This window comes from Micromonospora sp. A200 (assembly GCF_029893845.1).
GTDB classification, from domain to species: domain Bacteria; phylum Actinomycetota; class Actinomycetes; order Mycobacteriales; family Micromonosporaceae; genus Micromonospora; species Micromonospora purpureochromogenes.
In genome coordinates this window covers 67,253-93,327 of the sequence record NZ_JARXXY010000003.1, presented here as the reverse complement: position 1 = coordinate 93,327, position 26,075 = coordinate 67,253, and the positions used below count along the sequence as shown (strand labels likewise).

The window sequence follows — 26,075 nt, the reverse complement described above, 5'->3', positions numbered from 1 at the left end:
CCGGGATCGTCTGTCGTCTCCCGACGCCGGCCGCGACGGGCAACGACAGACGATCCTCGGCCGGGTCAGTCGGTGAGCAGGATGCCGGTCAGCAGGACGCCCCGGGCGAGGTTGAGCACGCCCTCACAGCCGGGGTAGCCGACCCGGGCCAACGCACCGGAGCCGGTGCGGCCGAACAGGTACGGGGCGATGCTGTACGGCACCTCGGCGGTGACCACCTCCCCGGTCTCGATCTGCACGAAGTCCATCGCCACCCGGTCGGCGGGCATGTACCGCTGGAGGATGTTGCCGCCCCGCGCCACGGCCGCGCGCACCCCGTCGGCCCAGGCCGCCGCGCTCAGCTCCGGGCCGATCAGCACGTCGTGGCCCGCGGAGCCGTCGGCCGGCTTGGCCACCAGCTCCGCCTGCTCGGCCAGCGCCCGGTCCAGCTCGGCCTCGGTCAGCACCACCGTGTGCGGCACGTACCGGCGGATCAGGGCCTGGTCGTCGGCGGGAAGCTGGTCCAGGTCCTCGTAGAGCCAGGCAAAGTTGACCTTGTTGCCGAGCAGCCAGGCGGCGGCACTGACGAACATCGGCAGGGTGCCGGCGGCGAGCGCCCCCGCCACCGCCTCCAGGCCGGGGCTCGGCGTGACCCGGTTGGGCACGAAGAGCCGGAACAGCGCGTCCACCGGCGCCCCGCCCACCACCAGCCGCCGGTCGGCGTCCAGGGTGGCGGTGGCGACCGGGGCGATGACCAGGTCGATGCCGAAGCGCCGGGCCTGGTCCACCAGGGGCGAGAGGATCCGGATGAACGTCTCCGGGTCGTCCAGCCCCGGGTACTCGGCGTCGAAGTCCATCAGCAGCGCCACCCGGGCCCCCTCGGCCAGGCCCAGTTCGTCGCGGATCGCCACGAACCGCTGGTCCAGCAGGGACGGTGCCGGCCGCGCCGGCACGCCGTCGAGGAGGCCGCGCTCCCGGTAGAGCTGGGCGAACCGCTGGATCACCGTGTCCGCGTCGAAGCCGCCGCCGAGGCTGCTGTCGATGTTGTACTCGACGATCCGCGGCTCCCCGCCGGAGAGCAGCACGTCCGGCCGGTACGCGGCCAGCAACGCCTCGGTCAGCGGCTCGTCCTCGTCGAGCAGCCGGGTCTCCCCCGCCGGCACGCCGAGCAGCCGCCGCAGTTCCCCCGCCGTGCGGGCGCGCCGCCGGCAGGCGTCCAGAACGAGCTGGGCGATCCGGTCGCAGACCGCGTTCAGCTCGCGGAAGGAGTCGGCCGTCAGCACCGTCGGCCGGGCCAGCCGCCACTGCTTGTTGTACGTCGCCCGGCCGTGGAAGATCCGCTCCCACTCCTGCGCCCCGGCGGCGACCATCGCCCGACGGGCGGCCTCCGGCAGGTCGGTCCACGCCCGCCCGGCCGCCGGCCACGGGTAGTTCACATCGATCATGATCCGTCCTTGGTCACGTGGTGGATGGCGGCGGTGAGGGCCGCCCGGCCGGGCTGCACGGCCCGGTCCAGCGCGGGCGCGAAGGGCAGCACCGCGCCGTCCGGGCGGGTGACCCGCCGGGGCGGGGCGGCCAGCGGGACCCGTTCCACGACACTGGCGATGATCTCGCCGGCGATGCCGCAGGACCGGTTGGAGTCGTCGAGCACCACCAGCCGCCCGGTCCGGGCCACCGAGTCGACCAGCCCGTCGAGGTCGAACGGGTAGAGCGTGCGCGGGTCGAAGACCTCGACCGACACCTGGTCGGCCAGCTCCCCGGCGACCGCGAGCGCGTCGTGCACCAAATGCCCGACGGCGACCACGGTCACGTCGTCGCCGGCCCGGCGCACCACGCCCCGGCCCAACGGCACCGGGGCGAGGGCGGCGAAGTCGACGTCCTCGCGGACGTCCAGCGCGCCGGCCGGGGCGAAGACCACCACCGGGTCGTCGTGCCGGATCGCCGAGACCAGCAGCCCGTACGCGTCGGTCGGGGTGGCCGGCACCGCGGTGACGATCCCGACGTGGGCGAAGAGTGAGTACGGGTGATCCGAGTGCTGCCCCGCCCAGCCCGTCCGGGAGCCGGAGCCGGGCACCAGGTAGGTGACCGGGGCGGCGCACTGCCCGCCGGTCATCAGCGGGAACTTGTGCGCGTGGTTGACGATCTGCTCGAAGACCAGGAAGAGCAGCGACGGGATCTGGAACTCCACCACCGGGCGCATCCCGGCCAGCGCCGCGCCGGTGGCGAAGCTGGTGAACGCCTGCTCGGACAGGGGCGTGTCCAGGACCCGCTCCGGCCCGAACCGCTTGAGCAGTCCGGCGGTGACGTTCGACGCGGCCACCCGGATGTCCTCGCCGAGCAGGAACACCGCCTCGTCGCGGGCCAGTTCGTCGGCGAGCGCCCTGGTCAGCGCCTTGCGGTAGGACAGCCGTGGCATCAGCCACCTCCCGTCCGGGCGGTCAGCCCGCTGGCGTACAGGTGGTCCAGCGCGCCGGCCGGGTCGGGCTCGGGGCTGGCCAGGGCGAACGCGACGGCCGCGTCGAGCGTCGACTCGACCTCCGCGTCGACGGCCGCCCGGGCCGCCGGGACGAGCCGAGCGCCCTGGATGTGCACTGGATCCCGGGAGCGGCCCTCGGCGACCTCCTCCGGCGGGCGGTAGTCGAGGCGTACCGCGTGTTCGAAGGTGTGGTGGGCGTCGAAGCGGTAGGTGCGGGCCTCGACCAGCTCCGGGCCGCCGCCGGCGCGCATCCGCGCGACGGCGGCGGCCGCGGCGTCGCGTACCGTCTCCGGGTCCTGGCCGTCGACGACGGCGGCCGGCATGCCGAACGCCTCGGCCCGGCCGACGATGGTGCCGGCCACCGCGCCGGCGACCGGCATGGTGGTGGCGTAGCCGTTGTTCTCGCAGACGAAGAGGACCGGCACCCGCCAGAGCGCGGCCAGGTTGAACGCCTCCAGCAGCATCCCCTCGTTGACCGCTCCGTCGCCGAAGAAGGTCGCCCCCACCACGTCGTCGCCGCGCCGCCGGCGGGCCCAGACCGCGCCGGTGAGGATCGCCCCGGAGGCGCCGACGATGGCGTTCGCGCCGAGCACCCCGAGGGAGAAGTCGGCGGCGTGCATCGAGCCGCCCCGGCCCCGGTTCAGCCCGGTCTCCCTGCCCAGCAGCTCGGCCATCATCCGGGCCGGGTCGGCACCCTTCGCCAGCACGTGCCCGTGCCCGCGATGGGTGCCGGTGACCAGGTCCTCATCGCGCAGCGCGGCGCACACCCCGGCGGCGATCCCCTCCTGACCGAGATACGGGTGGATGCCGCCGACGATCGCCCCGGAGTGGACCAGCTCGACGGCCCGCTCCTCGAAGCGGCGGATCAGTCGTACCGTGCGGTAGAGCCGGACCGGGTCGGCGTCGGTCACCGGTCGCGCCCCTCCTTCACGGCGACGAGGATGTCGTCCCACAGCGCGGCCCGGGCGGTGAGCGCCAGGTTGACCGTGTCGGCGCACTCCTGCCACCTGGCGTCGTCGTCGCCGCAGAGGTCGGCGAGCATCTGCATCGCCATCGGGGTGTGCTGCTCCCCGTCGACCTCGATGTGCCGCTCCAGGTAGTCGACGAACGTGTGCAGCCGGTTGCTGCGCTCGTTGACGGCGACGACCTGGGTGAACATGTCGGGGATCAGGTCCTCACGGCCGAAGGCGAACGCGGCGGCCTGGCAGTGCACCGGGGTCGACTCGATGATCTTCCAGGTGGTGGCGGCGAACCGCGCCGACGGCGCCGGGACGCCCGCCTCGGTCAGCGCCTCGGTCACCGGGCGGCCGGCCCGCAGCAGCTCGACCAGCGCGTCCACGGCGGTGGTGTCCGCGCCGGCCTCGCGCATGCCCCGCACGTAGAGCTCGAAGTGGCTGATGTAGCCCTCGCCGAACTCGTCGCTCTCCTCGACCATCACGATGTCGTTGATCAGGCGGCGGCTGCCGGTCGGGCCGGTGGGGATCCACGGCACGGTGACGCAGGTGAGCCGCCGCTGCAACGACGTCAGCAGGGACATGAAGTCCCAGACCGCGAAGACGTGGTGCTCCATGAAGGTGACCAGCGCCTCGTGGGTGTCCAGGTTGGCGTAGAGCGGGTGCTTGACCACGGCGTCGCGGCGGTCGGTCACCGCCTGCTCCAGCCGCTCGATGCCCGGGTGCGTCTTCCCCCAGTCGTACCGTGACATGTCAGCCTCCCTGCTGGGCGCGGTCGCGCCAGATGACCGGGCAGTATTCGGGGTCCGCGTAGTCGGGCCGCCCCTCGTGGGTGCGGCGGACCAGCACGTCGTGGTTGTACGCGGCGAGCGTGCCGTCGGAGAGCGGATACTCCCGCCAGGCGTTGTCGCCGTCCTGCAGGTGCAGCGAGATCGCCTGGCGCGGGCGGCCGCTGACGTTGGCGCCGCTGCCGTGGTAGGTGCGGCAGTGGTGGAAGCTCATGTGTCCCTTGGGGATGATCATCGGGATCTTGCGGATCTCCGCGCCGTTGTACGCGGCGTTCTCGGCCAGCATCTCCTCGAGCTGGTCGCGGTCCCGGTCGGCGAAGTGCCGTACGACGGTGTCGTCGGCGCCGATCTCCTGCCACCGGTGCGAGCCGTCGACCATGGTGATGGTGCCCATCTCCTCGCCGCAGTCGTGGAACGGGATGAAGGCGGTGAGCATCTTCTCCGACGACGAGGACGCCCAGTAGTGCTTGTCGAAGTGCCAGGGCACGATGTTGGACGGCTCGCCGGAGATCGGCGGCTTGTAGATCAGCGTGGACTGGAAGACGCGGATCTCGTCGGCCTGCGCCAGCCGGGCGGCGACCGCCCCGATCAGCGGCTTGCGCAGGATCGCCGCCAGCCCGTCGTGCTCGTGGTGGACGTAGTCGTTGTGCCGCTGCACCGGGCCCTTGGCCGGTTCCCAGTAGGCGAGCTTCGGCGGGCGTACCGGCAGGCGGCGGTCCCGCTCGCCGCCGTAGTAGCGGTCGGCGGCGGCGGTGAGCGCGTCCACCTCCTCGTCGGTGAGCAGCTTCTTCGACAGGTACCAGCCGTGTTCGGCGTAGCGGCGCACGTCCTCGTCGGACGGGAGCAGCGCCTCCTCCTCGGCGGTCAGCGTCGGATGGAACTCCGTGGTGGTCATGCCCCAACCCCTCGTGCCGTGCCGGCCACGACGGCGGGGGTTGCCCCCGCCGCGGCCAGCTCCCGTTCCTTGGCCTCGTAGAGCGCCTTGATGTTGCCGCTGCCGAAGGTGCGCGCCCCGCGCCGCTCGATCAGTTCGAGGAAGAGGGTGCGGCGCACGTGCATCGACTCGGTGAAGATCTGCAACAGCTGCCCGCCGTGGTCGGAGTCGACCAGGATGCTCAGGTCGCGCAGCCGGTCCAGCGGCGCGTCGACCGGGCCGACCCGCCGCTCCAGGTCGTCGTAGTAGGCGGCGGGGGTGCCGGCGAAGCACACCCCCCGCTCGGTCAGCGCCCCGACGGCGGTGACGATGTCGTCGGTGCGCAGCCCGAGGTGCTGCACCCCGGCGCCGTGGTGCGCGGTGAGGAACGCGTCGATCTGGCCGGGGCGGTGGCCCGCGTCCGGTTCCAGCAGCACCAGGGTGATCCGCCCGGACCGGCTCTGCACCACCTTGGAGTTCATCGCCTGGCCGGCGACCTCGATGTGCTCCTCGAAGATCTGCGCGAAGCCGAAGACCCGCTGGTAGTGCGCGACGGTCTCGTCGAGCTGCCCCGGCGGCACGCAGACCGCCAGGTGGTCGATCTCGGCGAGCAGCTTGTCGTCGTCGGTGACCGGCGGCGTCGTCTCCACCGCCCCGGGCAGGAACTCCGCCCGGTCGCCGCGCCGCTCCACCAGCCGGTGCAGCACGTCACCGAAGCCGCCGACCTCGGCGGTCACCACCTCGGCGTCCGCGCCGGTCCACGTCCGCGGCGCGCTCACCCCGGTCGCACCCCGGGCCACCAGCTCCGCGTACGCCCCGGCGGCGTCGCCGACCTCCAGCGCCACCACCGCGATCCCGTCGCCGTGCCGCTGCACGTACGTCGCGGCGGGATGCCCGGCGGTCAGCCCGGAGGTGAGCAGCATCCGGATGTCGCCCTGGCCGAGCAGCAGCGAGCGCTGCCCGGCCAGCCCGGTCTCCGGTCCCCCCTGGCCCCGCAGGTGGAAGCCGATCGCGGTGCCGAAGTAGAAGGCGGCCTGCCGCGCGTCCCCCACGTACAGTTCGATGTGGTCTATTCCACGGATGTCCATCTCCAGCCCTTCCCCATGTCCCCCCGTGAGTGCGGTCCGGGCGCGTACGGCCCGGGTTGTCACCTGTGCGGCCCGGCGGCCCGCGCCCCGGCGGTGCGCCGCAGCAGCAGGCTGACGTTCTGGCCGCCGAAGCCGAACGAGTTCGTCAGCGCGAACTCCGTCCCCGTCGCCCGGGGCTCCACCCGGATGTGGTCCGCCGGGCAGTCCGGGTCGGGGTCGTCGAGGTGGTACGTCGGCGGCAGCAGCCCCGCCCCGAGGGCCAGCGCGCAGGCGGCGGCCTCGACCACCCCGGACGCGCCGAGCAGGTGTCCGGTGAGCGCCTTGGTGGAGCTGACCGGCACCCCGCCGGCGCCGAAGACCGTCGCCAGCGCGGTGGTCTCGGCGATGTCGCCGAGCTTGGTGCCGGTGCCGTGCGCGTTGACGTAGCCGACGTCCCCCGCCGACACTCCCCCGCCGGCCAGCGCTCGCCGCATGCACTCGGCCGCGCCCGCGCCGTCCGGTCGGGGCGCGGTCGGGTGGTACGCGTCGGTCGTCGCGCCGTACCCGGCCACCTCGGCGTAGGCGGTGGCGCCGCGCGCCGCGGCGTGCTCGGCGCGTTCCAGCACCAGCAGCGCCGCCCCCTCGGCGAGGACGAACCCGTTGCGCCGGCTGTCGAACGGCCGGCTGGCCCGGGTCGGGTCGTCCCAGCCGCGGGCCAGCGCCCGGGCGTTGCCGAAGGTGTCGGCGAAGGTCGGGAAGAGCGGCGCCTCGCTGGCCCCGCAGAGCACCACGTCGGCCTCCCCGCACCGGATCAGCCGGACCGCGTCGGCGACCGACTGGGCGCCGGAGGCGCACGCCGTACCGACCGCCGAGCTGTAGCCGCGGATGCCGTGCGCGATGGCGATCCGCGCCGACGGCATGTTCGGCAGGATCCCGGTCAGCAGGTACGGGCTGACCGCCGCCCGCCCCCGGGCGGCACGCGCCACCACCTGGGTCTCCAGGGTGGACATCCCGCCCACCCCGCCGACGATCACGCCGATCCGCGCCGGGTCGACGTCCCGGCCCACCTCGATGCCGGCGTCGGCGAGCGCGTCGGCGGCGGTGAGCAGCGCCAGCACCACGATCCGGTCGAGCACCTTGGTCTCCGGGCCGGCGGCGACCGTACGCGGGTCGATCGGCGGCAGCAGCCCGGCGACCTCCAGCGACTCCCGGGCCGGGTGCCCCTCGGGCGGCCGGGCCAGCCCGGACTTCCCGCTGGTCAGCGCGTCGAAGGTGGCCGCCACGCCCCGCCCGACGGGGCTGAACAGCCCCATCCCGGTGATGACGGCGGTCATGACGGCGACTCGGTCAGGTAGCGCTCGCGCAGCGCCACCTTGCGTACCTTGCCGGTGACGGTCACCGGGATGTCGGCGGAGGCGACCGGCACCACCCGGCGCAGGGTCGCGCCGACGTCCGGGCCGAGCGCCGCCCGGACCGCCTCGGTGCGGTCGGCGTCCGGGTCGGCGCCGGCGGCCAGTTCCAGCAGCACGTCGGTGACGACGGTGCCGTCGTCCTGCTTGACGATCACCACGGTGCAGTCGGTGACCTCGGGGCAGGCGGCGAGGATGCGCTCCTCCGACAGCGCGGTGAAGAAGCGCCGCCCGTCGGCCAGCTCGACGGAGTCGACGGCCCGGTCCAGGTGGTAGTAGCGGCCCTCGGCGTCGGCGTACACCAGGTCGCCGGTCAGGTACCAGCCGCGCAGCCGGGACCGGTAGGTGGTCACCGAGTCGTTCCAGTAGCCGCGGAACAGCGACGGCGACTCGATGCCCAGCCAGCCCACCTCGCCGGGGGGCAGTTCGTTGCCGTCGAGGTCGAGCACCGCCACGTTGGTGAACCGGTAGGGGCGGCCGACGCAGCGGCCGTACCGGTCGGTGTCGGCGGTGTGGGTGATGTGGAACATCGAGTGGCCCATCTCGCTGGAGCCGAGCCCGTCGATGAAGACCGAGCCGGGCACCCGCACCACGCCGTCGCGGGTGACGGTGTCCCGGGAGCCGACCGCGACGAGGCGCCGCACGTGCGGCTCGTGCGAGCAGTCGCCGGTGTTGAACCACAGCCGCACCGAGTCCAGGTCGTACCCGGACAGGTCGAAGCGGGCCAGCTCCGCCCAGGTGACGGAGAAGCCGAACACCCCGTCCGGGCGCCAGCGCTGGATCGCGTCGAGTACCCGCTCGCCGCCCTGCTCGGACAGGAGCAGCATCTCCGCCCGGTTGCCCAGGGCCTGATTGACCATCAGCACGGTGGCGGTGTGCGGGGCGGGCAGCGCGTTGAGGATCCGGTTGGTGCCCTGCGCCTGCGGCATGGACAGCAGGTGCCGGGTGGCGGCGAAGAGGCTGGCGTGCGAGTGCAGCACCGCCTTCGGTACCCCGGTGGTGCCGGAGGTGTGGGTGATGACGATCGGGTCGGAGTCGTGGTGGCGGTAGTGCGGCGGCGCGTCGGCCGGGTCACCCGCGCCCGCCTCGGCGGGCTGCCCGAGCAGCGGCGCGCCCAGGTCGTGTCCCGCGAGGGCCTCGGTGTGCGCGGCGTCGGCGAGCACCCCGGCGGCGCGCAGCCGGCGGATGTACTCGGCGGCGACCTCCGGGCGGAGCTTGCCGTTCATCAGCGCGGGGATCGCGCCGAGCCGGGTCAGCGCCAGGAAGCTGAGCACCATGTCGGCGGCGCCGGTGGCCCACACCGCGATCGGGTCGCGCGGCCGCACGCCGCGCCGGTGCAGCCAGGCCGCCCGGGCGGCGACCCGCTCGTCGAGCTGACCCAGGGTCAGCGGCCGCTCGGCGGGGTGCCCGTCGACCGGGGTGTCGAAGGTCAACCCCGGTCCCGTCGGGTCGGCCCCGTACGCCAGCACCCGGGCGAGCACGTTGCCGGCACCCAGCGCGGTGTCGGCGGCGAGCGCCCCGCGCAGTCCCTTCGTCCTCATTGCCTCGTTCCTCCCCCCAGCAGCACCGCGACCGCCCCGGTGGGCGTGCCGTCGGGTGCCTCCTCCATCAGGACCAGCAACGCCTCGTCGGCGTCGCCGTCGTACAGCAGCAGGTCCGCCTGGGCCAGGCCGTCCGGGCGCGGGTCACCGGTGGGGCTCAGGCACACCACCGGGCCGTCCAGTCCCCAGCGCGCCGCGACGTGCCCGGCCACGCTGTTCGGCACCGACTGGAAGAAGAACAGCGGCCCGACCCGGCCACCGGCGGCGACCGTGGCGCGGACGTGCGCGGCGCTCGGCCGGTCACCGGCGGCGCTGACCAGCACCACCGCGCGGGTGGTGCCCGCCGGCGCCGGGCGCGTCCCGTACCGGCGGGTCAGGCAGCGGTCGGCCACCGCCGCCACCAGCGGCGCGAACGGCGAGTGCACGAACCCGGGCAGCGCCGGCGGCGGCCCGTCGCCGGGCTCCGGCCAGCGCGCCTCGGCCAGCACCGCGCTCACGGCGCGGCCACCAGCAGCGCGGTGTCGGCCCCGCCGAAGGCGGCGTTGAGGCTGAGCGCGTACGGGGTGCCGACCGGCCGGGGCGCGTCGGTGACCACGTCCAGCGGGCACGCCTCGTCGGGGCCGAGCCAGCCGGCGTTGACCGGCAGCTTCCCGTGCCGCAGCGCCTGCACGGTGACGACCAGTTCGAGCAGGCCGGAGGCCTCCAGCGCGTGTCCGTGCACCGACTTGGTGGAGCTGACCGGCACCCGGCCGGCGTGCTCGCCGAGCGCCAGCCGCAACGCGGCCGCCTCGGAGGCGTCGCTGAACCCGGTGCCGGTGGCGTTGGCGTTGACGTAGCCGACCGCCGCCGCGTCCAGCCCGGCCCGGCGCAGGGCCGCCCGTACCGCCCGGGCCAGTCCCCGCCCCTGCGGGTCCGGCTGGCACGGGTGGTACGCGTCGCCGGTCCGGCCCCACCCGCGCAGGGTGGCGACCGGCGGGACGCCCCGGCGACGGGCCGCCCCGGCGGACTCCAGCACCACCGCGGCCACCCCGTCGCCGAGCAGCAGCCCCTGCCGGCCGGCGCTGAACGGGCGGACCGCCCCGTCGGCGGCGAGCGCCCGGCCGGCGTCGAAGAGCGCGAACTGGTCCGGTTCGACCAGATAGCCCGCGGCGACCACCACCCGTGCGACGTCGCCGCGGCCGATCATCGTGGCCGCGTCCGCGACCGCCGTGCTCGCCGAGACGCAGGCGCTGGTGTAGGTCCGGGTCGGCCCGCCGAGGCCGCACCGGCGGGCCAGGTGTCCGGCGAGCGCCGGCACCTCGACCTCGGCGCCGCTTGCGGCCCCGCCGTCGGGTCCGGTGAGCGGACGGTCGGCGGCGAAGGCGACGGGCTGGGTCAGCGGCCCGCCGTGGGTGGCCAGCAGCAGGGCGGACTCCGCCCGGGCCGTCGCGTCCAGGCCGGCGGCCCGGCACGCCGCGTCGATCGCGTCGGCCAGCTCGTCCGGCAGGGTCCCGACGTCGGGCCGGGTGGCCGCGACGGTCACCCGGCGGCCGGTGGTGTCGAAGCGACGTACCGGCCGGAACGCCGGCGTGCCGGCGAGCACTCCGGCGAGCTGGGCGTCGGCGCCCCTGCCCAGGGCGCTGACGGCGTAGCTGCCGACGATCGGTACGGGCTCCCGCTCAACCATCTGCGGGGCTGGTCAGGGAGGTGCGGAACACCGCCAGGGCGTCGTCGACGGTGCGGATCCCGGCGAGCTGGTCGTCGGTGAGGTCCAGCCGCCGGTCGTAGCGCTGCTCGACGAGGTGCACGAGCCAGGCGAGTTCCATCGAGCCGACCCGGTGCGGCACCTGGTCGACGGGTTTCGCGGTCAGTTCGGCGAGCATGCTCACCAGGTCAGCTCGCCCCAGGTCGGGCTGACCGGACATCAGCGGTTGTCGCTGGTCGACCCGGCGACCCGGTCGGCGACCATGCGGGTGAACTCGCCGACCGTCATCAGGGCCAGCTTCTCCGACTCGTCGTCGGCGAACTTCAGGCCGTACCGGTCCTCGACGCGGACGGACAGGTCGGCCAGGGCCAGGGACTCCAGGTCGACCCCGGACGGGCCGAGGGTGGTCTCGTCGTCGATCCCCTCCACGTCGTAGTTCATGTCCTCGAGCTGCTCGATGACGAAGGTGCGGACCTCGTCGCGCATGGCTTTAACCTCTCTTCGTGGGCGAGCTACCGGTGTCCGGTCGGGACACCGTGCACGTGTGGGTCAGCGCTGCCCCCGGCGGTCGGCCGGAGGTGGCGCGCCGGCTGCTGCGGCGGGCGGGGTGCACGCTGCTCGGCCGGGCGGAACGGGAGGTCGGGGTGGGCCGCCGGCCCGACGGGCGGCCCTGGGTGCGGGCCGGTGCCGTGTCGCTGCCGGTCAGCGTCAGCCACGCCGAGGGCGTGGTGGTGGTCGCCGCCCGGCGGGCCGGTCCGGTCGGGGTGGACGTCGAGCGGCGCCGCCCGCTGCCCGCCCTGGCGCTGGCCCACCGCTGGTACGCCCCGCCGGAGGCGGCCTGGCTGGGCGACCTGCCGGACGCCGCCCGGGTCGAGGCGTTCCTGCTGCTCTGGACGGCCAAGGAGGCGGTCGGCAAGGCGCTGGGCCGGGGGCTGCGCGCCGGTGGCCTGCGCCGGCTGATGCCGGTGCCCGAGCATCCGCGCGAGCTGCTGCGCCCGCTGCCCGACCGGGCCGGCGTCCAGGTCGGTCATCCGGGGTGCGGCGCCGGGCTGGTGCTGGCGGTTGCGGTCGACGGGTGTCCGGGCGCCGGCCCGGATCCGGCCGCCCACGGCGAGGTCGAGGTGTCGGTGCGGTTGGCGTAGCGGGCCGGTGCCCGGGTGTTCGCCGAGCGGCCCGGTCACGGGGCCGCCGCCCGCAGCGCGGTGACCGAGCGGACCAGCTTGCCGGTGGTGGTCCGGGGCAACTGGTCGACCAGGTGCAGGGTGCGGGGGCGCTTGTAGCCGGCGAGCCGCTCGGCGAGCAGCTTGTCCAGCACCTCCTCCGACAGCGGGCCGTCGGGTTGCACGTATGCGGTGATGCCGTCGTCGTACACGACCACGGCGGCGGCCACCCCGGGCAGCCCGGTGAGGGTGGCCTCGACCTCGGTGAGGTCCACCTTCATCCCGCCGACGGAGACCTGCGAGTCGAGCCGGCCCTTGACGGTGACCAGGCCGGTCGCCGGGTCGACGGTGCCGGCGTCGCGGGTGTGCAGCCAGCCGTCGGCCCAGCGGGTGGGGTCGCTGAGGCCCACGTACGGCGACGCCGGGCAGCTCACCCAGAGCTCGCCGCCGGACTCCCGGACCTCGATGCCGGGGGCGGGCGCGATCGCGGGGCGGTGCCGTCCGTACAGGTCGGTGCCGATCACCCCGACCTCGGTCATCCCGTACATGTTGCCCAGCGGGACGCCGAAGCGGTCGGCGAACGCCTGCGCGGTGGCGGCCGGGACCAGTTCCCCGCCGGTGGTCATCCGCTTGAACTGCGGCAGCGGGCCGTCCGGTCGGGTGGAGGCAAGCAGTCCGATGTGGAAGGGCACGCCGAGCACGGTGGCCGGGGTGTCCTGGGCGGCGACGGCGGCCAGGATCGCGTCGCCGCCGAGCCGCTCCGGCGGGACCAGCTCCACGCCGGCGTGCAGGCCGTAGAGCAGGCCGCCGACCAGGCCGAGCACGTGCACCATGGACGGCAGCAGGATGATCCGCTCGCCGGGCAGCGCCACCCCGTCGATCCGGGTGTAGCGGCGCACCTCGGCGACCAGGTCCGCCGCGGTGCGGCCGATCACCTTGGACGGTCCGGTGGAGCCGGAGCTGAGCTGGATCACCGCGTGGCCGCTGGTGGCCGGGGCGTCCGAGTGGGCCGTGACGCCCTCGGTGACGTCGACGAAGATCCGCAGCGCGCCGCCGCCGGTGCGCACCGGCGCGACGACCACCTGCGGGGTGAGCCGCTCCAGCGCCCGGTCCACCTCGTGGTCGGTGAGCCGGTGGTCGAGCAGCACCGCCTGGGCGCCGGTGCGCCAGGTCGCCAGCAGGTTCACCACGTACGCCAGCGACGGCGGCAGCCGCAGCGCGGCGGCGCCGCCGGGGCGCAGTCCGGCCGCGGCGAGACGGGCCTGCGCCTCACCCACCAGGCGACGCAGGGTGCCCCGGTCGACCGGCTCCGGCAGACGAAGACAGACGTCAGTCGAACGGCCTGTTAACAATATTTCGTCGACCCAACCCGGGTCTGTCGCCGTAGAATCTTCCGTCGGACGATCCATGGTCACTACCGCCCACCGCCCAGCGTCGAATAGGGCGGAATCCGCCCATCAGGTGCGTCTTTCGGGGTGCTGTCGGAACACTACGACAGGCCGGAAACCCATTGCTAGATGCAAATGGCTAGATCAGAAAGAGCGGCCGGCCGGATTGCCGACACTCGATCGGACAGGCAGGATCAGGCGCGTCCGCCGGGTCGGGACTCCGCCGGCCGAACCGTCGTGCGCGCGGCGTCGACGACGAGGCGCCGCCGCGGCCGGTGACCGCCTCGGGCTCGGCCTTTCGGCCTGGTCACACACCACTCAGCGACGGAGCAGGGCTCGGTTCCCCGAGATGTGCGCGCCCCGGCCGATCCGCCGGAACGGCGGCGGCGCACCGAGCCCGACGCCGCCCACACCGCCGGTCGCGACAGGACAGCCGTCGCTACGGCGCGGCATGCGGCACGGCACGATCTGGACAGTTGTCGCTCGAAGCGGACGTGTCGGTCCTCTGCTGGAAATATCCGTACGCTCATCGGCTTTTCCCGCTCCGGCCTAAGCGGAATCCGGGTGGAAATTGATGACGGAATGACGACAGCCGGGAGAGCGAGCAGAACCGCCGGCATGAGTGATCCCCGGAGGGTGCGGCGACGCCAGCAGGCACATTGGGCTTGTCAGAGATAGTTGTAGCGCGGATGATGTGAGGCCACCACATGCCGCACCCACGGGGGGAGGTGGTGGGGATGGCAGCCGCGGAGGCATCTGTCGCACACCGCGCCATGGACGGCCGGCGGTTCCGGCTCAGCGGCCCACTCGACTTCAGCGCGCCGTTCACCTCGGTGGTCGAGCTGACCATCGCCGGCCGGCGGCACGAGTTCACGGGCGGCTCGGTCGGCCTGGCCGACGAAGTGGCACAGGCGCTCGGCGTCGACGACTTCGACGAGAAGCTGACCTATCAGGGCGGCACCCTGCTGACGGCACGCGCACGGTCGTACGACGCGCAGATCCGGCTGACCGAGGACCGGCTGGTGGCGGCGTGGCGAGGGCGCCGGTACTGCTTCCTCACCCAGTTGTACGGCGCCTCGACCGCGCAGCTGCTCGCGATGCTGCGGACACTGCGGATCACGGAGCACGACGACGGCGTCACCGTGCGCCCCGACACCAGGGTCGGCAGCCGGTTCGCGGCGCCGGCAATCGTGATCAAGCAGGTGCCCGGGCTCGGCCTGCTGGACATGACGCCGCTCACCGCGGAGCGCACGCGACAGTTGCCGTCGTGGCGAGGGTTGCGGACCCGGGCGGGAGAACTCTTCCGGGACACGCTCTCGGACGGCAGGCCCTACTTCGTACTCGCCGCCGCGGACACCTGGGTGACCGTGCTGCCACTGGCCGACACGGTGCTCGACCGGGTACCGGACCTGGTGGACGGGCTACGCGTCCAGTCGGCCGAGTAGGTCGTCGTGTCCGCTCTGGTGGCCAGCGTCGCGGCGTACACCGTGCTGCTCACCCTGCTCCTCGCCTGCGGTGAGCACCTCTCGAAGCCGGCGGCGCTGTCGACGGCGCTGGCCGCCCACCGGGTGGTTCCCGCGCCGTCCACCGTCGCGGCGGTGGTCATCGCGGCCGAGGGCCTGCTCGGCGTGGCCGGAGTCGTCGCCCTGCTCCGCGACGACGGTGGCCGGCTGCTGGGCGTGGTCCTGGCCGGCAGCGTCGCGCTGCTCGCCACGTACGTGGGTTACGGCCGGTACGTCCGGTCGACCGGGCGGGCCGTCCCCTGCGGGTGCTCGCGGGTCGAAGTGCCGATGACCGGCTGGGTGGTGGCGCGCGCGGCCACGCTCGCCGGCCTGGCTCTGCTCGGATCACTTCTGTCCGGCGCGGTCGTGCCGGTGGGGCGAGCCGGCGCCTCACTCACCATCGTCCTGCTCGCCGCGGCGACGTTCACCGCGCTCCTGGCGCACCTGCCCGCCGCCATGCACGACCCGACCCCGGACCGGCCGGCGGCCCGGGCGACCCGAGGAGGCGTACCCGGATGAGTTTCCAGACGAGCGCGCTGATCCTGAGCTGGATCGCGATCCTGCTGCTGGCCCTCGTGGTGTCCGGCCTGGTACGTCAGGTGCACGCCCTGTCCACCGGCACCGTCGGCCGGCCCGGGTCCGTCGGCCTGCGGCCGGGCTCGCCGGCGCCCCGGTTCCGCGACCTGGCACCGCCGTCCCCGGCCACCCTGGTCCTGCTCTTTCTGGATCCCGGCTGCGCGACCTGCGACCACCTGCTCGACGCGGCCGCCGAACAGATCCGCCGGACCGACGTCGTGCTTCGGGTCCTCTACCGCGACACCGTCCCGTCACGGGCGGCGGACCTGCCGATGACCGTTCTCGGCGAGCAGGCGGACCTGTTCGACCGGTACGACGCGATCGCCACCCCGTTCGCGGTCGTGATCGACGCGACCGGCCGGATCCGACGGTCCGAGCCGGTCGGCTCCGCGGTGGCGCTGCGCCACCTGCTCGACGAGGTCGACAACCTGTCCGGCGACGACACCGTCCACTCGATTCGACGGGGAGGCACGCGATGATCACCCTCGACGCGGTGCCCGCGCTGCGGGGAACGGACCCGGGTACCGGCACCGCGTCCCGGCGGCGGCCGGCGGCGAGCCGGGCCAGAAGTGGCCTGACCATGTCCTGGGCGCTGTCCCGCCGCACAGTGCTGCAGGCCGGCACCGCGCTGGGCATGGCCGCGCTGAGCATCTTCCCGGCGGCCCGCCGCGCCTACGCCGACGGATACGACATCTACGGCAGCTGCCCCAGTTACGCCAGCGACCAGAACTGTTCCCCCGGCTGCGGTCCGAGCCCGATCTTCGCCGCCGCCTGCAACACCAGCGGGACGAACACCGGCTTCCACAAGAACGACGGCACGACCTGGATCCTGCGGCCGAACCAGTGCTACGCCGGCACGTACGACGGCTGGCTCTGGCGCTACCAGGGCGCGTGCGGCGCGTGCGCCTGCTCGGTGGAGCGCCGCTGCCACGACGGGTACCGGCAGACCAGCTCGGGCTGGGTGCGGTCGATCTGCCGCTGGAACACCCACTGCGGCTGCCTCACCTCGGTCGGCTGGCCCAGCACCAGGCGTGGCCAGTCCGGCCCGAACGTCTACACGGTGCAGCACCTGCTGACCGCGTGGCACTATGCCGCCACTGTGGACGGCGTCTTCGGCAGCGGCACCGAGACCAGGGTGAAGCAGTTCCAGTCGGCCCGGGGAATCCCGGCGACCGGCGTCGTCGACGCCCAGACCTGGCCCGTCCTCGTGGCCACCGTGTCGACCGGCGGAATCACGCTGAGCCGGGAGGTCGACCCCCGGCCGCGGCTGCCCATCGTCGGGGCCACCGTGCACCGTCCGTACGCCGGACACGTCGTGCGTGGCGTGCAGCGGCAACTCAACAAGCACGCGTACGGGTTGACTGTCGACGGGGTCTTCGGTTCGGGGACGGACTCCGCGGTACGGGACTTCCAGCGGCAGAACGGGCTCGCCGTCAACGGCGTCGTCGGGCAGAGCACCTGGCGTACGCTCACCGGCGGCGCCGTATGACGGGTCAGTCGCCACCCGTACGACCCGTTCGGCGGCTGCGCCGCTGGGCCACCGACCCACTCGTACCCGTCCTGCTGCTCACCGCCGGCGCGTTGCTCGCCGCCACCGCCGGGCACGTGCTCACCTGGGCGGTGGTCGGCGGGCTGGCCGGCTACACGCTCTCCGGCTCGGTTTGAACCCGCAACAGCGCGTACGCGCTAGCCTCGCCCGGGCGGCGAGATCGGCATCCGCAGGGAAGGCTCCTCACCCTGTTCGTCCTGGGGCTGCTCGCCGGTGGCCTGCTCAGCGGCGTGGTACTCGGGACGCTCTCCGGGCTGTCGGCGCCGCTGCCGGTGTCCTGGCGGTACGCGGCCGCCGTGGCGGTGGCGCTGCTCGGAGTGCTCCGGGACGCCAAGGTGGTGCGCATCCCCCTGCCGCAGAATGCCCGTCAGGTGCCGCAGGACGTGCTGCGGCCCAGCCCGCGGCGCGGAGCGCTGCGATTCGGATTCGAACTCGGCACCGGCGTACGGACGTACCTGTCGGCCACCGCCCCGTACGTGCTCGCGGTCGCGGTCCTGCTCGCCGGTCAGCGCCTGCAGCTCGCCGCACTCGCCGGTGTCGGCTTCGGCGTGGGGCGCGCCGCCACCCCGCTCATCCGCCGCGCCTCCGGGGCGGTCGAAGGCTGGGACGCCGACCTGCCCGCACGACTTCGCACCATCACCGTCACCGGATGCGCCGCGCTCGCCGCCACCTTCGGCCTGCTCTTCCTGCACCAGTTGTAGTGGCCATGGCAACTCACCTTCACTGCTGAGCGTTGAGAAATCCGACGGCGGTGGCGGTCCACCAGCCGGCCTGGGAGGTCACCATGACCAGGGTCGCCGCCAGCAGGACCCCGCGCGGTGGGGCGTTTCCGTCCAGTTCCGCCAGCCGCTCCTGCACCTGCCGCGCGCAGAGACCGTTGATCGCCACGGCCAGCACCGCGACCAGCTTGACGACGGTCCACGGTGCGGACGTGTCGGGGGCGAGAACCACACCGCTGGCCGTCAGGCCACCCAGGCCGAGCCAGACCGGCGTGTGGACGCCGTACGCGACCTGCACGACGGTCGCCAGCTCCCGGCGTCGGAGCAGCCACATCAGCGCGAACCAGTCCAGCGTCAACACCGCGCCGAAGCCCAGCACCATCGCGGCGAGGTGGGCGAAGAGCGCGACCTGCCGAACGCTCGCACTGGTGCGCAGGTGCGGGGCGACAAGGAAGACCGCCGTCCAGACAACCAACAGGGCCAGGAGGTAGCACGTGGTCCGACGCCAGGGCCGGGAGCGGCGCAACCGGGTGACGGGGGCGCTCCCATCCAGAGCTGACATGGCACTCTCCGCAGGTCGGAACCGTGGTACATCGGGGTGTCCCGAGGTGGTTGCGCGCTTTCCGGGTACGCCCCGTCCGACCCACCGGCCGGGGGGCGAGGTCGGTGGATGACGCCGGAGGGGTGTGGGCGGGCCGTGCACCGCGCCGGCCCGCCCACCCGACGTCCGTCGACCGCGCCGTCAGCCCTTGGCGATCCAGCCGGTCATGATGCCCATGACGTTCTCGTGGGGATGGTCGGCGACGTAGTGGGCCGCGACCTCCAGGACATCACCCCGGCGGATGGTCGTGATCGGAGAGCCGGTGCAGGGTGGGGCGCTGGAGATCTCGGGGTTGCCGTGGGGGTCGATGAACTCCGGTGAGCCACCTGATACCACGGTGACCGCGCATATTCGTTGACCCGTGGTGACGTTGGTGGTCGTGATGGTCCTGCCGCCGTGGTGCAGGTGACCCTTCAGGTAGACGATCCGACCGCTCACCGTCGACGTCCACCGTGCGGTTCGGGTGGTACTTCCGGCGGGGACGTCGAAGGTGGGGTTGAGGCAGCTGACCACGTCCAACCACATCGGGGTGACCGGCGTCAGTCGCCGCGCGGCCTCGCCGGTGACATAGGTGTACTCGAGGGAGATGTAGACGCTCTTCTCCTGGTGGGCATGGTTCATCAGGTCGTACACCATGCTCCAGCGGTCGCCCGAGTCGATCCGCATGCCGTAGCCGGCGGGCAACGTCACCGGGGTCCGTTCGTTGCCCGTCGAGAACACGCGTTTCGGACCCAGCCCGCCGAGACGGCACACCAGGTCCGGCTCGCCGAACTGGCCGATGACCGCGTGGTGCAGCATCGGACCGGTGTTGACGTTCGCGTTCCGGCCGTCCTCGTACACCAGGTTCGGCTTGATCGCCGTCAGCATGCACTGCACGCACGGCTTGGCGATGTTGAGGTCCAGGCGGTTCCCGGTGGTGCCCATCTCGTCGTGGGTGTGGCCGGTGGCGGCGGGAAGAGTCCACGGACCGTACCGGATGGTCCTCGTCTCGGTCGCGTCGACCTGCTGCTCGCGACTGTCCCCGGCGCTCGCCACCGGGATGTCGACGACCGCGGTAGCGGCGACGGCGACCGCGAGAGCCACTGTCAATGTCAGCCTACGGACAGACATCATGTCCTCCTTCGGTTGGCTGCCCCCAAACGGCGCCACATCCGGACATATATGGCTACTGACCGTTCGGTAACTGCCTGCTGACAGGATGGCCACCGCAGCGATTGATGTCAATGGATGGCGGGCCGGCTTCCGGGTTGCACCTGGTGCGGGGCAGGGTGCTACGACACCGCCGCTGACGGCACGCACCGGGTGCCCGGCTCGCACCCGAGCCGGAAGTCGTGCCTGCCTACGCCCGATCCTCGTCCACCGGCAGCCCATGATGGCGGGCGAGCGCCAGCAGGGCGACGCACAGCTGCTGTACCGGCAGCGGCGTCACCGGACCGTCGAACCAGCGCGCCATCGAGGTCCCGCCGACCACGCTCAGCATGAAACGGGCGAGTTCGTCGGCGACGGCCGGGCGGTCGGCGAGGCCGAAGACGTGGCCGAGCGAATCAGTGGCCCACTGCCGCAGGGCCAACCGGTACTGCCGCAGCTCCGCGATGGCCGCGGCACCCATGCCCTCCTCGAGCATGCCGAGACCGAGCACCAGCCGTAGGTCGTGTGGATGATGCTCGAACGCGGCGCCGGCACCGTCGAGGAACGCGGTGAGCCGCTCCCGCACCGTGTCGCCGGCCGGCCGGGTCCCCGGGAGCGAGCCGACGAGGTCCTGGCGGGCCCGGCGGAGCACGGCGAGGTAGATCCCGTCCTTGCTGCCGAAGTGCCAGTAGATCGAGCTGACCGGTGACCCGGAGGCGGCGGAGATCTTCGAGATCGAGGTGCCGGCGTAGCCGAGCCGCGCCATCAGTGCCGTGGCGGCGTCGAGAATCGCGTCGCGGGAGGGCACCTGGGCGCCGTGGAGGGCGGCGTCCTGCATGGCCCCGAGCCTAGTGCCGCGGCCCTGCACCGGCCCGCTCCGCCGGAGGGCCACCTGATCCGGATCCGCGACCGCGGCACCGTCCTCAGTGCGCGCCGCCGAGGTTGAGCACCACGACGCCGGCGATGACCAGGCCGACGCCGACCACCTTGGTCACGCTCAGCGGCTCGCCGAGGAAGACCGCGCCGATGGCCACGATCGCCGCGGTGCCGAGCCCCGACCACACGGCGTACGCCACCCCGACCGGGATGTCCCGCACCGCCAGGGCGAGCAGCAGGAACGCCGCCAGGTACGACCCGGCGAGGCCGAGCGTCGGCCAGAGCCGGGTGAACCCGTCGGTGGCCTTGAGCAGGCTGGTGCCGAACACCTCGGCGGAGATCGCGAGCAGCAGGAACAGGTACGCCATGCCCGCGATCCTCCGCCATCCCGGCCGGCAGCGGGTCACCTCGGGGGCGGGCGGGCACGACCACCGCGCGGCGACCGGCGTCGGCGCGGCCGTGGTCCCTACTCCCCCGCCGCTCTCGGCGCCGGTGGCGCCCCGCGCAGCACCAGCGCGCTGTTGAACCCGTCGAAGCCGCGCGCGCCCACCAGGGCGACCCGGTTGCGCGGCTGCCGGGGCGTACGCAGGAAGTCCAGCTCGCAGCCGGGCGCCGGCTCACGAGGGCCGGCCGACGCGGGCAGCTCGTCGTGCCGGAAGGCGAGCAGCGCGGTGGCCACGTCCAGCGCCGACCCGCCCTGGTGGGCCCGGCCGGTCAGCGGCTTCTGGGTGGTCACCGGCGGCGGCCGGTCACCGAAGACGGCCCGCAGCGCCTCGGCCTCACCGCGGTCGTAGCGGGGCACGCCCAGCGCGTCGGGCAGCACCACGTCCACCTCGTCGGCGGTGACGCCGGCCCGGCCCAGGGCCAGCCGCATCGCCCGGGCGTACTGGTCCGGGTCGCCGGCGCTGTCGGGGCCGGTGTGCGCGGCGTCGTGGGTGGCCCCCCACCCGCTGACCTCGCCGTAGATCCGGGCACCTCGGGCCAGCGCGTGACCCAGCTCCTCCACCACGAAGACCGCCCCGCCCTCGGCGGGCACGTACCCGCCGGCCGAGCGGTCGAACGGCCGGTACGCCGCCTCCGGGTCGGCGACGTCGCTGAGCAGCCCGGAGCGCAGCTGGCAGGCCAGCGCGTACGGGCTCAGCGGGCACTCGGTCGCCCCGGCGATCACCACCGGGGTGCCCCGGCGCACGGTGCGCACCGCGTGGGCGAGGCTGTCCAGGCCGCCGGCGGTCTCGGCGACCAGCACCCCGCACGGTCCCTTGAACTGGTGGTGGATGGAGAGCTGTCCGACGCTGGCGGCGTAGAACCAGGCGATCGACTGGTACGCCCCGACGGTGCGGGACGGCCCGCCCCAGAGCCGTTGCAGCTCCCGCTGCCCGAACAGGTTGCCCCCCGACGAGCTGGCCAGCGTGACCGCCCACCCGTACGGATCGGGGGCCCGCTCGGGCAGGCCGGCGTCGGCCAGCGCCAGCCGGGTGGCGGCGAAGCCCAGGTGGGTCCACCGGTCGGTCTGCACCAGCTGCCGGTTGTCGGCGTACACCGCCGCGTCGAAGTCGGCCACCTCCCCGGCGACCCGGGTCGGGTAGCTCGCCGGGTCGAACAGGGTGATCGGGCCGGTGCGCCGGATGCCGTCGCGCACCGTGCGCCAGTGCGCGTCGACGCCGATGCCGCTGGGCGCCACCACCCCGATGCCGGTGACCACCGCCCGGGCGCTCACCCCGCCCGGGCCGGTCACGCCGCCACCGCCAGCCGGCGGAAGAGCATCGCGGACTGGAAGCCGCCGAAGCCGCTGCCCACCGAGAGCGCCACGTCCACCGGCGTCTCCCGGGCCACGTTGGGCACGTAGTCCAGGTCGCACTCCGGGTCCCGGGTGGCCCAGTTGGCGGTGGGCGGCACCACGCCGTACTCGATCGCCAGGGCGCAGGCGGCCATCTCGATCGAGCCGATCGCGCCGAGCGAGTGCCCGACCATGCTCTTGATCGAGCTGACCGGCACCCGGTACGCGGCCTCGCCGAGCGCCCGCTTGAACGCCGCCGTCTCGTGCCGGTCGTTCTGCCGGGTGCCGGAGCCGTGCGCGCTGATGTAGGAGACGTCCGACGGGGACAGCCGCGCCTGCCGCAGCGTGTCGCTGACGGCCAGCGCCATCTCCACCCCGTCGGGCCGCAGCCCGGTCATGTGGAAGCCGTTGCTGCGGCTGGCGTACCCGGCCAGTTCGCAGTAGACGTGCGCGCCGCGCCGACGGGCGTGTTCCCACTCCTCCAGCACCAGCACCGCGGCGCCCTCGGCGAGGACGAAGCCGTGCCGGTCGGCGTCGAACGGCCGGGAGGCGTGCGCCGGGTCGTCGTTGTCCGGGCTGGTCGCCTTGATCGCGTCGAACGAGGCGACGGTGACCGGGGAGATGGGCGAGTCGGCGGCACCGGCGAGCACCACGTCGGCCTCGCCGTCGACGATCAGCTGGTGGGCGTAGCCGATGGCGTCGATGCCGGAGGTGCAGCCGGTGGAGACCACCTGGGCGGGGCCGTGCAGCCCGTGCCGGCAGGCCACGTCGGCGGCCAGGCTGCTCGGCACCAGCGCCGCATAGAGGTACGGCCCGCCGAGGGAGTGGTCGACCAGCCAGTGCCGGCCGGCGTCGCTGACCCGGACGTACTCCTGTTCCAGGGCCATGGTGCCGCCGACGGCGGTGCCCAGCACCACCCCGGTCACCTGCCGGTCGGCGTCGGTGAGGTCCAGGCCGCTGTCGGCCAGCGCCTCGGCGGAGCAGGCCAGGGCGAACTGCACGTACCGGTCGGCGCGCTGCCGCTCGGCGAGGGTGAGCCCGGCGGCGTCGGCGTCGAAGTCGCACTCGGCGGCGATCTGGGAGCGGAACGGCGACGGGTCGAAGAAACTGATCCGCCGGGTCGCCGTCCGCCCCTCGGTGATGGTCTTCCAGAACCTGTCCCGGGTGGCGCCGCCCGGCGCGACCACCCCGACGCCGGTGACGACCGTGCGGCGCCCGGTCACGACGCGCCCCGCTGCTCGACCAGTTCGGTGTCGACGTGGCCGAGTTCCGGGCGGGGTGCGAGGGGGCCGAGGTGGAAGACCACCTCGGCGGGCTCGTCTCCGGTGTTGCGCAGCCGGTGCCGGACGTTGCGGGGCACGAACAGCGCCTCGCCGGCCGCCAGCTCCACCGGCTCGTCGTCCAGGTCGACGGTGATGGCACCCCGCGCGACGTACAGGAACTCCTCGCTGTAGGGGTGGTAGTGCTCGGCGATCCGCTCCCCGGACGCCAGCGCCGCCACCCCCATGAAGCCCGAGGTGCTGCCCACGGTCTTCGGGCCCAGCAGCACCCGCAGTTCCCCGCCGCGCCGCCGGTCGGCGGTCACGTCGCGGGCGGCGACCAGCCCGGTGGTGATGTCACTCATCGTCGCCTCCCGCGTACGCCCGCTCGATCCGCTCCTTGATGAGGGCCAGCTGCACCCGGCTGTTGGCGTTGATCCGGGCGGTCATGCCGGCGTTGTCCACCGGCGCGGTCGGCTTCATCGCGAAGTCCTGCACCCAGGTCATCCGGACGCCCTCGGGTTCCTCGGTGTAGCGCCAGTGGATGCGCATGTACTCGAACGGCCCGGTCTCCACCCGGTGCGCCCGCACCTGGCGGCTGGCCGGGTCGGCGGTGCGTTCGCTGACCCAGCTCCAGGCGATCCCGTTCTCGTCGGGGTGCATGGTGAGCCGGAAGCGGACGGTGTCGCCCTCGCGGTGCAGGATCTCCACCGCGGCGTACTCGGTGAACAGGTCGGTCCAGTGCGCCACGTCGTTGGTGATCTCCCAGACCAGCGGCAGGGGCGCGGCGATGACGATGCTGTTCTCGGTGTGGCCGGGTGGCTGGGCGCGGCGGGCGACCAGGTCGGCGACGGCGGGGATGCTGAGCTGCCCGGCCTGCTCGGGGATCTGCACCCGCCACCGGTCGGCCACCACGGCGGAGAGTTCCAGCAGGGCCAGCGAGTCCATGCCCAGCTCCTCCAGCGAGGCGGCGGGGGCGCGGGCGGCCGCGTCGGCGTCCAGGCCGCAGTGCGCCACCAGGATGTCGGTGATCTCGGTGGTGAGCGGCTGGCCGTGGGTGACGGTCATCGGGGTCCTCCTCGGAAGCGGTCAGGACTGGTCGGTGGCCGGTGCCGCGGTGGCGGCGACCGGACGGGCGGTGGGGCGGGGGCCGGGTACGGTCCCGCCGGGTCGTGCCGGGAGCGCGGCCCCGACGACGGCGGGACGCGCGGCGGGCAGCGCCGGGGGTGGCGCTGCGGCCGGCGCACCGGCCTCGGACCGGGGCGCGCCGGCTCCGGGCGACGATGCCGGTGGTGCGCCCGACCCGGCCGGCGGGCAGGCATCGGGCGGAACGGTGACCGTGGGCGGCGGCGGGGTGGTCCGGGCCGGCTGCCCTTCGGCGAGCAGGCGGTCGACCAGGGCGGTGGTGTAGCGGCCCTTGCGGAAGGCGGGGTCGTCGAGCACCCGCCGGACGAACGGGATGGTGGTGCGCACCCCCGGCCCGGCGATGTCGAACTCCTCCAGGGCGCGTTCCAGCCGGTTCAACGCCAGCTCCCGGTCCGGCGCCCAAACTGCCACCTTGGCCAGCAACGAGTCGTAGTACGGCCCGACGACGTAGCCGGGGTGCCCGTGGGTGTCGACCCGGGTGAACGGGCCGCCGGGCGGCAGGAAGCGCTCCAGCCGGCCCGGTGTCGGCGCGAAGTCGCGGTCGGGGTCCTCGACGTTGACCCGGCACTCCACCGCCACCCCGTGCGGCCGGACGTCCTCCTGCCGCAGCCGCAACGGCAGCCCGGCGGCGATGTGCAGCTGCTCGTGGACCAGGTCGATCCCGGTGATCATCTCGGTGACCGGGTGTTCGACCTGGATCCGGCAGTTGATCTCCAGGAAGTGGAACGCCTCCTCGGCGTCCACCAGGAACTCCATCGTGCCGGCGCCGGTGAAACCGACCTCGAGCGCGCCGCGCAGGGCGGTCTCGGCGATCGTCTCCAGCGCCCGGGCGGACAGCGCCGGCGCGGGGGCCTCCTCCACCAGCTTCTGGTGCCGCCGCTGCACCGAGCAGTCCCGGGTGCCCAGGTGCACGCCGTTGCCGTGCCCGTCGCAGAGCAACTGCACCTCGACGTGCCGGGCCTCGGTCAGGTAGCGCTCGACGTACACCCGGTCGTCGCCGAAGGCGGCCTGCGCGGCCGCGCGGGTCCGCGCGTACGCCCGGGGCAGCTCGGCCGGGCAGCGGACCACGGTCATCCCCCGGCCGCCACCGCCGGCCGCCGCCTTCACGATCACCGGATAGCCCACCTCGGCGGCGACCTCGGCGGCCCGTTCGGCGGTCGGCACCGGGCTGACGCTGCCCGGCGGCAACGGCAGCCCCGCCCGGCTCATCAGCGCCCGGGCCGAGGACTTGTCCCCGAGCGCGGCCATCACCTGCGGCGGCGGGCCGATGAAGACCAGGCCGTTGTCGGCGCAGATCTCGGCGAAGTCGGCGTCCTCGGAGAGGAACCCGTAGCCGGGGTGCACGGCCTGCGCCCCGACCAGGCGGGCGGCCTCCACGATGGCGGCGGCGTTGAGGTAGCTGCGCCGGCTCGACGCCGGTCCGATCAGGACCGCCTCGTCGGCCAGCCGGACCGGGGTCGAGTCGGCGTCCGCGGTGGAGTAGACCACCGCCGTCCGCACGCCCAGTTCGCGGCAGGCGCGCAGCACCCGCAGCGCGATCTCACCCCGGTTGGCGATGAGCACCTTCTCGAACATCCCCACCAC

28 protein-coding genes and 1 pseudogene are annotated in these 26,075 nt (G+C 73.9%); 7 read left to right on the top strand and 22 right to left on the bottom strand.

Translation table 11 applies throughout. The annotated features are described in order from the left end of the window. Positions 1-65: 65 nt before the first annotated feature. From M2302_RS04080 to M2302_RS04025, 12 genes are read right to left on the bottom strand one after another with little or no spacing between them, the layout of a single operon-like run. The gene (locus M2302_RS04080; RefSeq protein WP_280836631.1) at positions 66-1,424 is read right to left on the bottom strand and encodes a hypothetical protein; all 1,359 of its coding nucleotides are present in this window, start codon (positions 1,422-1,424) and stop codon (positions 66-68) included. Further along, entirely contained in the window at positions 1,421-2,395 is a 975-nt protein-coding gene (locus M2302_RS04075; protein ID WP_280836630.1) for a transketolase C-terminal domain-containing protein, read from the bottom strand. Before M2302_RS04075 ends, M2302_RS04080 begins: the two co-directional genes overlap by 4 nt. Then, entirely contained in the window at positions 2,395-3,366 is a 972-nt protein-coding gene (locus M2302_RS04070) for a thiamine pyrophosphate-dependent dehydrogenase E1 component subunit alpha (protein ID WP_280836628.1), read from the bottom strand. The genes M2302_RS04075 and M2302_RS04070 overlap by 1 nt, the downstream gene beginning before the upstream one ends. Next, positions 3,363-4,160 carry a DUF3050 domain-containing protein gene (locus tag M2302_RS04065; protein ID WP_280836627.1) on the bottom strand — a complete coding sequence of 266 codons (798 nt, stop codon included), beginning with the start codon at positions 4,158-4,160 and terminating at the stop codon, positions 3,363-3,365. The genes M2302_RS04070 and M2302_RS04065 overlap by 4 nt, the downstream gene beginning before the upstream one ends. Position 4,161: 1 nt before the next feature. After that, the gene (locus M2302_RS04060; RefSeq protein ID WP_280836626.1) at positions 4,162-5,091 is read right to left on the bottom strand and encodes a phytanoyl-CoA dioxygenase family protein; all 930 of its coding nucleotides are present in this window, start codon (positions 5,089-5,091) and stop codon (positions 4,162-4,164) included. Then, on the bottom strand, positions 5,088-6,197 hold the full coding sequence (hppD, locus tag M2302_RS04055) for a 4-hydroxyphenylpyruvate dioxygenase (RefSeq protein WP_280836625.1): 1,110 nt from the start codon (positions 6,195-6,197) through the stop codon (positions 5,088-5,090). The genes M2302_RS04060 and hppD overlap by 4 nt, the downstream gene beginning before the upstream one ends. 59 nt (positions 6,198-6,256) lie before the next feature. Beyond that, the gene (locus tag M2302_RS04050; protein ID WP_280836624.1) at positions 6,257-7,510 is read right to left on the bottom strand and encodes a beta-ketoacyl-[acyl-carrier-protein] synthase family protein; all 1,254 of its coding nucleotides are present in this window, start codon (positions 7,508-7,510) and stop codon (positions 6,257-6,259) included. Continuing rightward, complete coding sequence (locus M2302_RS04045) at positions 7,507-9,126, bottom strand: class I adenylate-forming enzyme family protein (RefSeq protein ID WP_280836623.1); 1,620 nt, start codon at positions 9,124-9,126, stop codon at positions 7,507-7,509. Before M2302_RS04045 ends, M2302_RS04050 begins: the two co-directional genes overlap by 4 nt. Next, positions 9,123-9,623 (bottom strand): beta-ketoacyl synthase chain length factor, encoded by a 501-nt coding sequence (locus tag M2302_RS04040; protein WP_280836622.1) that lies wholly within the window; start codon positions 9,621-9,623, stop codon positions 9,123-9,125. The genes M2302_RS04045 and M2302_RS04040 overlap by 4 nt, the downstream gene beginning before the upstream one ends. After that, on the bottom strand, positions 9,620-10,792 hold the full coding sequence (locus M2302_RS04035; RefSeq protein ID WP_280836621.1) for a beta-ketoacyl synthase N-terminal-like domain-containing protein: 1,173 nt from the start codon (positions 10,790-10,792) through the stop codon (positions 9,620-9,622). Before M2302_RS04035 ends, M2302_RS04040 begins: the two co-directional genes overlap by 4 nt. Beyond that, a complete protein-coding gene (locus M2302_RS04030) occupies positions 10,785-11,030 on the bottom strand; it encodes a hypothetical protein (RefSeq protein ID WP_088961673.1) in 246 nt (81 codons plus the stop codon). The genes M2302_RS04035 and M2302_RS04030 overlap by 8 nt, the downstream gene beginning before the upstream one ends. Then, a complete protein-coding gene (locus M2302_RS04025) occupies positions 11,030-11,296 on the bottom strand; it encodes an acyl carrier protein (RefSeq protein ID WP_154936435.1) in 267 nt (88 codons plus the stop codon). Before M2302_RS04025 ends, M2302_RS04030 begins: the two co-directional genes overlap by 1 nt. Positions 11,297-11,313: 17 nt before the next feature. Between M2302_RS04025 and M2302_RS04020 the strand changes: the two genes are divergently transcribed. After that, a complete protein-coding gene (locus M2302_RS04020) occupies positions 11,314-11,952 on the top strand; it encodes a 4'-phosphopantetheinyl transferase superfamily protein (protein WP_280836620.1) in 639 nt (212 codons plus the stop codon). Between the two features lie 35 nt (positions 11,953-11,987). Here the strand turns inward: M2302_RS04020 and M2302_RS04015 are convergent, their stop codons facing one another. Next, positions 11,988-13,379 carry a class I adenylate-forming enzyme family protein gene (locus M2302_RS04015; RefSeq protein ID WP_280836619.1) on the bottom strand — a complete coding sequence of 464 codons (1,392 nt, stop codon included), beginning with the start codon at positions 13,377-13,379 and terminating at the stop codon, positions 11,988-11,990. A 716-nt stretch (positions 13,380-14,095) separates the two neighbouring features. On the opposite strand from M2302_RS04015, the gene M2302_RS04010 reads away from it, so the two are divergent. The 6 genes from M2302_RS04010 (at position 14,096) to M2302_RS03985 (ending at position 17,686) form a co-directional block, all read left to right on the top strand. Beyond that, positions 14,096-14,803, top strand: a complete 708-nt coding sequence (locus M2302_RS04010; protein ID WP_280836618.1) for a hypothetical protein — start codon at positions 14,096-14,098, stop codon at positions 14,801-14,803. A 6-nt stretch (positions 14,804-14,809) separates the two neighbouring features. After that, the gene (locus tag M2302_RS04005) at positions 14,810-15,379 is read left to right on the top strand and encodes a MauE/DoxX family redox-associated membrane protein (RefSeq protein ID WP_280836617.1); all 570 of its coding nucleotides are present in this window, start codon (positions 14,810-14,812) and stop codon (positions 15,377-15,379) included. Further along, a complete protein-coding gene (locus M2302_RS04000) occupies positions 15,376-15,915 on the top strand; it encodes a hypothetical protein (RefSeq protein ID WP_280836616.1) in 540 nt (179 codons plus the stop codon). The genes M2302_RS04005 and M2302_RS04000 overlap by 4 nt, the downstream gene beginning before the upstream one ends. Next, entirely contained in the window at positions 15,912-16,925 is a 1,014-nt protein-coding gene (locus tag M2302_RS03995; RefSeq protein ID WP_280836615.1) for a peptidoglycan-binding protein, read from the top strand. Before M2302_RS04000 ends, M2302_RS03995 begins: the two co-directional genes overlap by 4 nt. Beyond that, positions 16,922-17,101: a hypothetical protein gene (locus tag M2302_RS03990; RefSeq protein ID WP_280836614.1), complete on the top strand. Its 180-nt coding sequence runs from the start codon at positions 16,922-16,924 to the stop codon at positions 17,099-17,101. The genes M2302_RS03995 and M2302_RS03990 overlap by 4 nt, the downstream gene beginning before the upstream one ends. Before the next feature lie 114 nt (positions 17,102-17,215). Further along, positions 17,216-17,686, top strand: a complete 471-nt coding sequence (locus tag M2302_RS03985; RefSeq protein ID WP_280836613.1) for a hypothetical protein — start codon at positions 17,216-17,218, stop codon at positions 17,684-17,686. A gap of 19 nt (positions 17,687-17,705) precedes the next feature. Here the strand turns inward: M2302_RS03985 and M2302_RS03980 are convergent, their stop codons facing one another. The 9 genes and pseudogenes from M2302_RS03980 to M2302_RS03940 form a co-directional block, all read right to left on the bottom strand. After that, positions 17,706-18,266, bottom strand: coding sequence for a hypothetical protein (locus M2302_RS03980; RefSeq protein WP_280836612.1), 561 nt, complete (start codon positions 18,264-18,266; stop codon positions 17,706-17,708). Between the two features lie 180 nt (positions 18,267-18,446). Next, complete coding sequence (locus tag M2302_RS03975) at positions 18,447-19,511, bottom strand: hypothetical protein (RefSeq protein ID WP_280836611.1); 1,065 nt, start codon at positions 19,509-19,511, stop codon at positions 18,447-18,449. Positions 19,512-19,644: 133 nt separating this feature from the next. Continuing rightward, positions 19,645-20,271, bottom strand: coding sequence for a TetR/AcrR family transcriptional regulator (locus tag M2302_RS03970; RefSeq protein WP_280836610.1), 627 nt, complete (start codon positions 20,269-20,271; stop codon positions 19,645-19,647). Positions 20,272-20,356: 85 nt separating this feature from the next. Further along, the gene (locus M2302_RS03965; RefSeq protein WP_154936427.1) at positions 20,357-20,677 is read right to left on the bottom strand and encodes a multidrug efflux SMR transporter; all 321 of its coding nucleotides are present in this window, start codon (positions 20,675-20,677) and stop codon (positions 20,357-20,359) included. A 98-nt stretch (positions 20,678-20,775) separates the two neighbouring features. Further along, the gene (locus tag M2302_RS03960; RefSeq protein ID WP_280836818.1) at positions 20,776-22,026 is read right to left on the bottom strand and encodes a beta-ketoacyl synthase N-terminal-like domain-containing protein; all 1,251 of its coding nucleotides are present in this window, start codon (positions 22,024-22,026) and stop codon (positions 20,776-20,778) included. Positions 22,027-22,040: 14 nt separating this feature from the next. Continuing rightward, positions 22,041-23,309 (bottom strand): beta-ketoacyl-[acyl-carrier-protein] synthase family protein, encoded by a 1,269-nt coding sequence (locus M2302_RS03955; protein ID WP_280836609.1) that lies wholly within the window; start codon positions 23,307-23,309, stop codon positions 22,041-22,043. Beyond that, complete coding sequence (locus M2302_RS03950; RefSeq protein ID WP_280836608.1) at positions 23,306-23,710, bottom strand: cupin domain-containing protein; 405 nt, start codon at positions 23,708-23,710, stop codon at positions 23,306-23,308. The genes M2302_RS03955 and M2302_RS03950 overlap by 4 nt, the downstream gene beginning before the upstream one ends. After that, positions 23,703-24,413 carry an SRPBCC family protein gene (locus M2302_RS03945; protein ID WP_280836607.1) on the bottom strand — a complete coding sequence of 237 codons (711 nt, stop codon included), beginning with the start codon at positions 24,411-24,413 and terminating at the stop codon, positions 23,703-23,705. The genes M2302_RS03950 and M2302_RS03945 overlap by 8 nt, the downstream gene beginning before the upstream one ends. Positions 24,414-24,719: 306 nt before the next feature. Next, a pseudogene (locus M2302_RS03940) lies at positions 24,720-26,066 on the bottom strand (acetyl-CoA carboxylase biotin carboxylase subunit); the annotation flags it as partial. Positions 26,067-26,075: the final 9 nt, after the last annotated feature.

Excerpts from the sequence above, each read along its gene's own strand:
- M2302_RS04010 (WP_280836618.1), top strand. The coding sequence starts at position 14,096 with ATGGCAGCCGCGGAGGCATCTGTCGCACACCGCGCCATGGACGGCCGG.
- M2302_RS04035 (WP_280836621.1), bottom strand. The coding sequence starts at position 10,792 with ATGGTTGAGCGGGAGCCCGTACCGATCGTCGGCAGCTACGCCGTCAGC.
- M2302_RS03945 (WP_280836607.1), bottom strand. The coding sequence starts at position 24,413 with ATGACCGTCACCCACGGCCAGCCGCTCACCACCGAGATCACCGACATC.
- M2302_RS04045 (WP_280836623.1), bottom strand. The coding sequence starts at position 9,126 with ATGAGGACGAAGGGACTGCGCGGGGCGCTCGCCGCCGACACCGCGCTG.
- M2302_RS04025 (WP_154936435.1), bottom strand. The coding sequence starts at position 11,296 with ATGCGCGACGAGGTCCGCACCTTCGTCATCGAGCAGCTCGAGGACATG.
- M2302_RS03980 (WP_280836612.1), bottom strand. The coding sequence starts at position 18,266 with ATGTCAGCTCTGGATGGGAGCGCCCCCGTCACCCGGTTGCGCCGCTCC.
- M2302_RS04080 (WP_280836631.1), bottom strand. The coding sequence starts at position 1,424 with ATGATCGATGTGAACTACCCGTGGCCGGCGGCCGGGCGGGCGTGGACC.
- M2302_RS04075 (WP_280836630.1), bottom strand. The coding sequence starts at position 2,395 with ATGCCACGGCTGTCCTACCGCAAGGCGCTGACCAGGGCGCTCGCCGAC.
- M2302_RS03995 (WP_280836615.1), top strand. The coding sequence starts at position 15,912 with ATGATCACCCTCGACGCGGTGCCCGCGCTGCGGGGAACGGACCCGGGT.
- M2302_RS03965 (WP_154936427.1), bottom strand. The coding sequence starts at position 20,677 with ATGGCGTACCTGTTCCTGCTGCTCGCGATCTCCGCCGAGGTGTTCGGC.
- M2302_RS03990 (WP_280836614.1), top strand. The coding sequence starts at position 16,922 with ATGACGGGTCAGTCGCCACCCGTACGACCCGTTCGGCGGCTGCGCCGC.
- hppD (WP_280836625.1), bottom strand. The coding sequence starts at position 6,197 with ATGGACATCCGTGGAATAGACCACATCGAACTGTACGTGGGGGACGCG.
- M2302_RS03970 (WP_280836610.1), bottom strand. The coding sequence starts at position 20,271 with ATGCAGGACGCCGCCCTCCACGGCGCCCAGGTGCCCTCCCGCGACGCG.
- M2302_RS04030 (WP_088961673.1), bottom strand. The coding sequence starts at position 11,030 with ATGTCCGGTCAGCCCGACCTGGGGCGAGCTGACCTGGTGAGCATGCTC.
- M2302_RS04015 (WP_280836619.1), bottom strand. The coding sequence starts at position 13,379 with ATGGATCGTCCGACGGAAGATTCTACGGCGACAGACCCGGGTTGGGTC.
- M2302_RS04050 (WP_280836624.1), bottom strand. The coding sequence starts at position 7,510 with ATGACCGCCGTCATCACCGGGATGGGGCTGTTCAGCCCCGTCGGGCGG.
- M2302_RS04065 (WP_280836627.1), bottom strand. The coding sequence starts at position 4,160 with ATGTCACGGTACGACTGGGGGAAGACGCACCCGGGCATCGAGCGGCTG.
- M2302_RS04060 (WP_280836626.1), bottom strand. The coding sequence starts at position 5,091 with ATGACCACCACGGAGTTCCATCCGACGCTGACCGCCGAGGAGGAGGCG.
- M2302_RS04000 (WP_280836616.1), top strand. The coding sequence starts at position 15,376 with ATGAGTTTCCAGACGAGCGCGCTGATCCTGAGCTGGATCGCGATCCTG.
- M2302_RS03950 (WP_280836608.1), bottom strand. The coding sequence starts at position 23,710 with ATGAGTGACATCACCACCGGGCTGGTCGCCGCCCGCGACGTGACCGCC.